Below are 9,611 nucleotides of genomic sequence, written 5' to 3'. Positions count from 1 at the left end.
GCCAGGTAGGTACCCACGTACTGTCCCTTGCCCTTCACACCGTCAATCAGCGTGTGCAGCGACCCCTGGGTCGGGTTGGAGCGGCGGAACTGCGCGTGGAAGTAGGCCTCGTCCTCAGGAACTTCTGTCAAGGTGTAGTTGATTTGGTAGTACAGGCGCATCTCCTCGGCGGTGTTGATGTTCTCCAGCGTGATACGGGCTTTCTTGCGGAAAGGCATCTTCCAGTAGCAGTTGAAGGCGCTGCCCGGATTCACGCAAACGGCCAGTGAGGAGAGCTGTGCATATTCATTGTATGCGCTGCAGAAGAAGTCACCCACCGGACATTCGACGGAAGGCTCCTTCTCGTCGTCCCAGTACATTCTCAGGATGGAGAAGCGCCAGTTCCCGGTCGGTGTCATCCAGATCTGCTGGATGGCTCCCGGACCCTCGATCTCCGCAATCGTGATTGTCTCTCCCGGTTTCACGATGATGAAGGGGTTTACCTTCCAACCCTTGCCCAGGTCCTTGGCCGCATGGTGGGCGTTGGCCACATTCCGCTGGTCCTTGTCCCTGACCGGATCGGCCATGCCGCCCTTGCCCTTCTCACCCGTGAAGTTCTCGGGACTGATGGAACGTGTCTTCGCATCGGACAGTCTTGACAGGTTACCCATGTTCATGTCCAGACCGTTGAACGGGTAGTTGCTTTGGGCGTAAACACCCACGGTGACCATGCATAAGGCCGCCAAAATTAATGATTTGATTCTCATGTTTTAAATAGATTAATGGTTTGTATACTTAGTTAATGGTTTCAGCAAGTTTTGCCAGTTCAAGATATTTCTTGTATAGTTTTTCGTAGATGAGGGCTCTTTTCTCATCCGGCCGGTATTCAGCCTCGATGTCCGACTCCATGTGCCTTGTCGCCTCGTTGATATCCTTGTACACCCCTGCGGCAACTGCCGCGAACATTGCCGCTCCCAAGGCACAGGTCTGTTCCGAGCGTACCACACGGATAGGCATGTCCAGCACGTCCGCCAGCGTCTGCATCACGAAGGGCGCCTTCTTGCTGATACCTCCGATGGCATTGACCGAATCAATGCGCAGCCCCTGGCCCTTCATATGCTCCACAATACGGCGGGAACCGAAGGCGGTGGCTTCCACCAGCGCACGGAATATTTCCGGGGCGCTGGTACCCAGCGTGAGTCCCGCAACGGCACCCTTCACATTCTGGTCCGCATCGGGGGTGCGGCGGCCGTTCATCCAGTCCAGGGCGACAACACCGTCCTCGGAGGGTTCCATGTCCTGGGCCTCACGGGTGAGTTCCACCAGCATGCCGTCCAGAACTTTCTGCCTGGCCTCCCCTCCGGGGATATCTTTCAGTGTCCATGCCAGCATCTTCCTGAACCAGGCGTAGATGTCTCCGAAAGCCGACTGCCCGGCTTCGAAACCGACGAATCCCGGAAGCACCGAACCGTCCACCTGGCCGCAGATTCCCTTGATACAGCGTCCGCCTACCTCGTCTTTGCCGGCAACCATGATGTCGCAGGTGGATGTTCCCATGATACGTGTCAGTATCCCCGGGGCGACGGATGCGCCTACGGCTCCCATATGGGCGTCCAGCGCCCCCACGGCCACGGCGATTCCTCGGGGAAGTCCAAGCCTGTCTGCCCACTCGGGTGTCAGTTCCCCTGCCTTGGTGTCGCTGGTGTGGGTTTCTGTGAACAGATGGGGGAGCATTTCCTTCAAGGCCGGATTAAGTTCTTCGAGAACTTCGCCGGAAGGAAGACCCCAACTGGCATGCCACATTGCTTTATGTCCAGCAGCACAACGGCTACGAAAAATCTGTTCCGGAATAGTGTTACCAGTTACTAATCCAGTCATCCAATCACAGTGTTCTACCCAAGCATAAGCAGCATCCTTTATAGCGACGTTTGTGTTGATAATATGTAAAACCTTTGACCATACCCATTCTGATGAATAAGTACCACCTTCATAAAGTAAATAATCAAGGTTACGTTTATTAATCAGTGCGTTGATTTGCTCAGCTTCTCGAACAGCTGTATGATCTTTCCAAAGAATAAACATAGCATCCGGTTCTTCTGCAAACTCGGGACATAAAGCTAATGGCATTCCTGCCCTATCAGTTAAAGCAGGAGTACTACCAGTTGTGTCAAAACATAATCCACAAATAGAAGCAATCTCTTCTTCCTTCAAATCAGATAAGGCTATATGTACAGCCTCTGTCATGGATTCAATATAATCCAATGGATGTTGGCGATAGCGATTGTTGTGTGCATCGCAGTAAAGCCCCGCTTTCCAACGGGGGTAAAAACTTACCCCCGTAGCCATTTCACGGCCAGTATATGTATCCACTACCAGTGCACGACAAGAATCCGTACCAAAATCAAGACCAATAACGTATTTCTTGTTTGATTCCATAGTCTAAAGCATTATTTGGTTGTTAACTCTTGTTTTCTTGCAATGAAGAACCCATAATAGGCAATCACTGCAAAAGCAACGGCCGGTACAGCATATGCAGCCATAATACTACCTGTCTGGTCGGAGACAATACCCTGAATTTGGGTCAGAACGGCAGCACCGGCAATAGCCATTACCATGAATGAACCGCCGATTTTAGTATCATCCCCCAAACCTGTAAGACCAAAACCATAAATGGTCGGGAACATCAATGACATACATCCGGAAATACCCATCAGGCAATAGACGCCGAAACTGCCCTTACCGAACATGGCACCCAAACAACACATTACAGCAAGAAGCGCAAGTCCTATCAAGAGTTTATAAGCTTTCACGTACTTCATCATTGCAGTGCATACAAACCTCATGGTCACAAAGAGAATGAGCGACATGATATAGTAAGTGGCCGCAGCCTGTTCTGCCGTACGCGGCAGCAAGTCATCCAATCCAAGCCATTCACAACAATTATAGAATGCGGCAGCTACCGGTTCCACTCCCCGTAATGCATTTACAATAGCATCTGCAGAAGCGGCTTCTCCTAAAGAAGCCAATACACCGTCAAAATTCAGCTGTACCATAGCATAACGGATTACGAATGACCATACGGCTATCTGTGCACCAATATTGAAAAATTGTGCTATTACACCCCATACATAATTCTTATTCTTTATAAGACGACGAAGAGTGGCACCAAACTCTATTTTTTCACCTTTTTCACTAAGATTGGGCATTCTGGTAAGCCGGATGGCAAGCAAGAGCACCAACATCACCAGACCAAGTACCACATAAGCAGTAGTAACAGCATTCAATTCCTGCCCCTGGATGGCGGCTAGTTCCTCAGCCGGAAGTTGGGCACGCTCTGTCGCCGTCATTCCATTCAGTTGTGAGAGGATGAAAATCTGACTGATCACCACTCCCGTAATCGCTCCGAACGGATTGAAGGCCTGAGACAGATTCAAACGGCGTGTCGCGGTACTTTCAGGACCGATTGCCAATACATAAGAATTAGTAGACGTCTCCAGAACTGAAAGTCCGGCAAAGAGAACAAAGATTGCCAGCAGATACATAAAGAAGCTGAAATCAACATTCACTCCCGAGCTAAGCATGGCAGGATAGAACAGTAAAGCCCCAAATGCATATAGACCAAGCCCCAGCATCACGCCTGATTTATAAGTGTATTTCTTGATAAACAAGGCACCGGGAACAGCACAACATCCATATCCCAACAAATAGCACACTACCTGTATCCAGGCTGTTTTTGAATCACTCATACTCATGATGCGCTTGAAAGCTGCAAGCATGGTATCTGTCAGATTATTCGGCACAGCCCAGGCAAAGAAAAGAGTAGTGAGCAGAATGAATGGGAAGAGGATTCCTTTCGGTATTATTTTATTTGATTCCATACGAATTCTCCATTATATAGTTACCCTATTGAAACTTTGTTTTTATTACATTCAAATCTGCTCCAAATAAATCTTGCACGATAGGAACCAATTGTTCATCCTTACCCTGTATATGAATCACCTTTTGCGTATGGACCAATGAGGCACCGGGAGCCAGCTCCGCACCAGGAGAAGACGTTTCAATTTCATAGAAAGGTCCCATTATAGAACCGTCTTCTACCGGACCGTCATTATAAGAGTTGATTACATCGCCGGCAAACGGATCTTCCTGAGGTCCCCATTGGCCATTTACGTAGACTGAAGGAGTTTCGGGAAGACTACACCACAGGATTGTGAGTACGCCTTTCGATGAATCATAACTTCCGCAAATATCCGTTGCCCGTGAAGCCGGCAATCCCAGCTTGGAACGATAGAGCCCGTCAATCTTGAAATAGATAATACCATTTTCCTTTATCAGCCTATCCGCCGGTATCTTACCGAAATATTCATCATTCACGATTGTTCCTTCCGCATCTTGCTTATAAGGAATGAATACAGTAGTGGTCGGTGTAGGATTAAAACAGCCGAGCATCCATACGGATACAAGGCCACCCTCTTTTGTCCATGCCTTGTCACCTGTATTGGTAATCTTATTCTCGCTCTTGTAAGCTACAATTTTCATATCATTTGTAAGCTGGATATTAAAATCGGCAGCCACTTCACCGGCATCCATCAACGATACAGTACGGTCAATATTCATATCAAAAGTAGTACCGGAAGCATTTGTCAAACGGGTATCTTTCACAAAACGGATACTACCGCTGTCCTGTGACTTTATGTCAAAAGCTTCAGTATCAAGTACCGGAGGAACTATCCAATTATCATAAACCTGCTCTTGTCCTCCCTTAAAATAAAGTGAGAACGGACCACCTTCCGGACCAAGCCAGAAGCGTTCCTCACCTCCTACCGGATTAAACTGGGAACTGACTTTGCCTTCATTTATGAAACGATAATTAATCCAGCCGTAACTATCACCCTCATCGCCGGAAGCGGAAGTAGTCATTACACGGCCTTGCCATGCGGGAATAACCATCACTTTAGAATTCCCATCAGCAGATACCAATTCAGTATATTCAATGCCGTGGTCCTTTAAGAACCGGGCATCATAAGCATAACTTCCCATCTTGATTTCTTTTTGTCCGCCGCATGATACAAGTATTGCAGTTGCACCTGCCAGCAGAGTGTTTTTCAGTTTGGTTGATTTCAACATAACGCCTGTGTCCTTTATTTATAGAGAGGTCCGTAATTCTTGCAAGCCCTATAGTCACTGCCTTCCATATCCTCGCCAAAAGCGGTCCATGCACTGGGACGGAAAATATCCTCCTCAGAAACATTGTGCATGCATACCGGGATACGGAGCATGGAAGCCAGAGTAATCAAGTCAGCACCGATATGGCCATAACTGATAGCGCCATGGTTAGCCCCCCAGTTATTCATAACGGTATATACATCACGGAAATATCCCTTACCTGTCAGACGTGGAGCGAAGAAAGTGGAAGGCCATGTACGGTCAGTACGTTCATTGATGGCCTTGAAGACATCCTTATCCAAGTTTACTGTCCAGCCTTCGGCAATCTGTAATACCGGACCTTGACCTTTTACGAGATTCAGACGGCACATTGTTACCGGCATTTCACCACGGGTCAGGAACTGGGAAGAATAACCACCGCCACGCATATATTCGCGACTGGCCGGATGCCACTTGGTCGCAGAAAGACAAGCTTCCACTTCCTCTTCCGTAATTTCCCAGAAAGGCTTCATTACCGGTTTATTGTCACGTGTCTGGCAGCCTGTCCCATCAAGCGTACAGGAGCCTGAGTTGATCAGGTGAATGAAACCGTTTGCCGCCTTACCTTCCAATTTCTTACCCGTTACCCGTTCTATGGCATTCGGACTCCAATAAGTACGCACATCCGCAAATATCTGTGCAGTATTGGTCAATAGATGATTGAAGAGCATTGAAGTACAATTCAGCGTATCATTTTCCGTAGCGAAAGTAAACGCTTCACGGATACCGTTCCAATCGAAAGAAGTATTCAGTATAGCTTCTGAAAAATCACCGTCAGGCTTATAATCCGTCCACTGGCGCTGTCCCTGGAAACCCGCGGCAATCGCATTGTGTCCCATTGACTCTTCCTTGAACCCCATTTCAGCCAATTTCGGATTGCCAATCATCATATCACGGAAAATAAGGGTCATTTTTACCACGTATTCCCAACGGGCATCTTTCTCTTCACGGGAATATACTAGATGTTCCGGATTAAAGTCTGTCCCTTCATTACTCTTGCAATACTTTTCTGTCCATGCCATGGCACGTGCGAACTCTTCATGGTCATAAATGCCCAGCTGGACACGACGTTCTATCTCACTGGCATCCACATACTCATTACGCATGCCCAAATACTCCTGGAAGAAATCAGGATTGGGAATAGAGCCTGCAATGCCCATGGATACACTGCCGATTGAAAGATAGGATTTCCCCTTCATTGTAGCCACAGCTATACCTGCACGGGCAAAGCGCAACAATTTCTCCTGTACATCTTCCGGTATCTCCATATTGGTCACCTCCTGTACATCACGTCCGTAAATGCCAAAAGTAGGCAATCCCTTCTGTGTATGGCTTGCCAATGCCGAAGCCAGGTAAACCGCACCCGGACGTTCCGTACCGTTAAAGCCCCAGATGGCTTTCGGCATCTCTCCGTCCATATCAATAGTTTCGAATCCATAACACCAGCAAGGAGTTACAGAAAGTACGACACCCACTCCACTATTACGGAATTTTTCAGCCGCCATGGCGGCTTCAGCCACTCCACCGATAGTTGTATCTGCAATGACGCACTCTACGGAAGTGCCGTCACTATGACGTAAGACAGAAGAATAAAGCTCGGCCACTTTATGGGCCATGCCCATAGTCATATCCTCCAATGACTCACGGATACCTCCACGGCGACCGTCAATAATAGGTCTGATACCAATTTTCGGCTTTCCACCGATTAATCTTGAATTTCTCATGGTTCAACTGTTTTTATTGAGATTAATATAAAAATTAACTAAATCGATTAAGCTATCATGTAAAAAAAACAGCTCTCCTAAGGAGCCATTTCAATAAATTCTCCCTCGGCAAGCACAGACTGCACTGTATTACCGTTAATAATGATATCTATCAGTATTTCAAGTGCTTTCTGTACTAAAACATCTATAGGCTGCTGAATATAGGATATAGGGGCATCAAAAAAGTCAAATACCGGATTACCGTCAAAACCCACTAAACCTATTTTACCAATAATTCCCTCTCCCATGTCCTTTATTGTATATAAACAAGCCAATGAAATCATGTTGGTGGCAAAAAGAAAAGCGTCTACACCGCCATCAATCATTTTAGGCAACAAACGGTCTGCGGACTTTCTGGGAGCATCCTGCCTCAAAAAGACCACGTTAGCCAAGTTTCTCTTACCGGCTTCATCCATAGCCTTTTTATAACCACGGATACGCTCTTTCATATGGATAAGGTTGACATCATAAGCCACCATACAAGGAGCGTTATAGCCTGCATTCAAAAGATGTTTGGTTGATATATAGGAAGCATTGAAGTTATTCAACGCCACATAGCTGACATTGATTTCCGGAAAATAGCGGTCGAACAAAACAATAGGGATATTATTGTTCACAAGTGAAGCGATGGATTTCTCAGAATTGTCACAAGGAACAATGATGAGTCCATCTACCCCTTTATTAATAAGGTTACTAACAACACGGGTCATCTTATCCTTATCCTCATCTGAACTTCCAAAAAGTACGGTATATCCCCGTTTGGTTGCCTCATCTTCCAATACACGCGCTAATTGAGAAAAAAATGGGTTGGAAATATCAGAAACCACTAATCCTATTGTTTTTGTTTTGCCACTACGAAGACTTTTGGCCGCAAGATTAGGCTGGTAGTTCATTTCATTGGCAATTTTCAATATGCGTTGGGCAGTTTCTTCTCCCACGCGATACTCTTTCTTTTTCCCATTCAAAACGAACGAAACCAATGCTGTTGAAACGCCTGCAGCTTCAGCAATATCCTTCAGCGATATTTTTTTTAGTGACGACATATATTTGTGTAACGTTTTTGCTATATAATAGTATTATACTTTTAGGTTACCTCTTGAATCAGTAGCACTTATCGTATTCTCACGATGCAAATATAAACATAAAAATTAAATCTGCAAATTATTTTGCTAATTCGTTATAACATTTTTATATTTGCAGTACCAAATCATGCTAAAAACGATATGAACTACCATAAACGACACATAAAAATTAATTTTAAACTTTTAAAATCATGAAAACCAAGATTCTATTTACACTTTTATTCTTTACATGCAGAATACACTACCTTTATGGACAGACTAACCTACAAATAGCTCCGGAAACTTTAGCAACTCCGGAAAAAAATGGAATATGGTTACAACCTGCTCAAAATACAAAAGCACAACCCATTTGGGGATTTGCAAATGGTATCCGAATAGGAATTGCTCCATTAGGAGGTCCACGTGGGCTAATTCGTATCTATACACCTTATTTAGAACATGATGAATTTGTTGTTACCAATTTCATTGCTTTTGAACCAATTGATAAAGCAAAAAATAATAGGGGGCTCTCAGAACTGGAATGGAGTCAACTCGATAATGTTCGTGGAAAACGTTTTTGGAGTGGGAATACTCCTGAAGCTCCCTCATTTCCAGATCAGTATTATCCAGCTCACGGAGTAATAGCAAAGGAAAATGGAGTTGAAACACTTACTGTGTATTTCTTTTGTGAAACTTTTGATAATGGTGCGAATGTCTATGTCCGGACTAAATTCACAGAAGGAAAGCCTTATGAGTTTGAACTGACTACGTATACTGCGGAAGACTCAGATGAGCTAAATCGTTTTATACTCACAGCTACTATGGGAAACAAAGCAAGACTTAGGACATTACATCTCGCAGATGGTAAAACGAAAGAAGCCGGCCAATTATGGCCGAGCTATAAAGATTCTAATTTCACAGAACATAACCATACTCCAGTGGCAGAAATGATAAAAGATAAAAATGGAGGTGTATGGTTTATAGCGTCACCTGATGAGAAAGACCCTACAAAAGCTGTATATGCTGAAGATACACATACACATTGGAAATATACTGGTAAAAAAGCAACGCAATATTGGTATTGTTCCAATCCAAGTAATGAGTTAGAAGGAGTTGTGAACGGTCGTTATACTTATTGGGCAAGTAAATCTCCGATACCTGGTGGTATCGCTTATGAGAACTTTGAACTGACTGAACCATTTCAGTCTGGTCAAAGCTATATTTTTGGTATCACACCTCTTTCACCGGAAGAATTAATAAACCACATTATGAAATAAGAACGGACTACTTTTTTGGTAGAAATTCCTTTCTTCCTTATTTATCCCCTCCTTTCTTCTTAATTTATAGAACAGAAACAGATAAAAGGTGGATAAAAATAAGAAAAGGCTAAATTACAAAACTTACTAAATAGCTTATTACTCTAATGAGAGCAGCAGAAAATAGATACTCTATTTCTACTGTTCTCATTTTTTATATATATACAACTTTTCATAGTATAAAATCTCAAAACAATCTTTTAAAGTCAACTTAATAGATACTTCTTAACTATTGTTGGGGTCTTCCTTCCGGCGAAGTTCTCGAAGAACTTAATCCGGCCTTGAAG

General features: G+C 44.7%; 7 protein-coding genes. 1 reads left to right on the top strand and 6 read right to left on the bottom strand.

Translation table 11 applies throughout. The features are described from left to right. The 6 genes from DW039_RS20015 to DW039_RS19990 form a co-directional block, all read right to left on the bottom strand. Positions 1-710 (bottom strand): glycoside hydrolase family 172 protein (locus tag DW039_RS20015; protein ID WP_371682776.1); only part of this gene is annotated, 710 nt, incomplete at its 3' end. A 64-nt stretch (positions 711-774) separates the two neighbouring features. Next, positions 775-2,415, bottom strand: a complete 1,641-nt coding sequence (locus DW039_RS20010) for a ribulokinase (RefSeq protein WP_120382294.1) — start codon at positions 2,413-2,415, stop codon at positions 775-777. Positions 2,416-2,426: 11 nt separating this feature from the next. Beyond that, positions 2,427-3,857: an L-fucose:H+ symporter permease gene (gene fucP / locus DW039_RS20005; protein ID WP_120382293.1), complete on the bottom strand. Its 1,431-nt coding sequence runs from the start codon at positions 3,855-3,857 to the stop codon at positions 2,427-2,429. A gap of 25 nt (positions 3,858-3,882) precedes the next feature. Beyond that, positions 3,883-5,106, bottom strand: coding sequence for a DUF6786 family protein (locus DW039_RS20000; protein ID WP_117704152.1), 1,224 nt, complete (start codon positions 5,104-5,106; stop codon positions 3,883-3,885). Positions 5,107-5,120: 14 nt separating this feature from the next. After that, on the bottom strand, positions 5,121-6,908 hold the full coding sequence (locus tag DW039_RS19995) for an L-fucose isomerase (protein ID WP_118940775.1): 1,788 nt from the start codon (positions 6,906-6,908) through the stop codon (positions 5,121-5,123). A 77-nt stretch (positions 6,909-6,985) separates the two neighbouring features. Beyond that, positions 6,986-7,990 carry a LacI family DNA-binding transcriptional regulator gene (locus DW039_RS19990; RefSeq protein ID WP_005824684.1) on the bottom strand — a complete coding sequence of 335 codons (1,005 nt, stop codon included), beginning with the start codon at positions 7,988-7,990 and terminating at the stop codon, positions 6,986-6,988. A 230-nt stretch (positions 7,991-8,220) separates the two neighbouring features. Here DW039_RS19990 and DW039_RS19985 point away from each other — a divergent pair, with 230 nt between their 5' ends. Continuing rightward, the gene (locus DW039_RS19985; RefSeq protein WP_120382292.1) at positions 8,221-9,285 is read left to right on the top strand and encodes a hypothetical protein; all 1,065 of its coding nucleotides are present in this window, start codon (positions 8,221-8,223) and stop codon (positions 9,283-9,285) included. Positions 9,286-9,611: the final 326 nt, after the last annotated feature.

The organism is Bacteroides sp. AF39-16AC, from assembly GCF_003602735.1.
GTDB classification, from domain to species: Bacteria; Bacteroidota; Bacteroidia; order Bacteroidales; family Bacteroidaceae; genus Bacteroides; species Bacteroides uniformis.
Note: the sequence above shows the minus strand (reverse complement) of the source record. Positions and strands in the feature narration are given on the sequence as shown.

Excerpts from the sequence above, each read along its gene's own strand:
- fucP (WP_120382293.1), bottom strand. The coding sequence starts at position 3,857 with ATGGAATCAAATAAAATAATACCGAAAGGAATCCTCTTCCCATTCATT.
- DW039_RS19995 (WP_118940775.1), bottom strand. The coding sequence starts at position 6,908 with ATGAGAAATTCAAGATTAATCGGTGGAAAGCCGAAAATTGGTATCAGA.
- DW039_RS20000 (WP_117704152.1), bottom strand. The coding sequence starts at position 5,106 with ATGTTGAAATCAACCAAACTGAAAAACACTCTGCTGGCAGGTGCAACT.
- DW039_RS19990 (WP_005824684.1), bottom strand. The coding sequence starts at position 7,990 with ATGTCGTCACTAAAAAAAATATCGCTGAAGGATATTGCTGAAGCTGCA.
- DW039_RS19985 (WP_120382292.1), top strand. The coding sequence starts at position 8,221 with ATGAAAACCAAGATTCTATTTACACTTTTATTCTTTACATGCAGAATA.
- DW039_RS20010 (WP_120382294.1), bottom strand. The coding sequence starts at position 2,415 with ATGGAATCAAACAAGAAATACGTTATTGGTCTTGATTTTGGTACGGAT.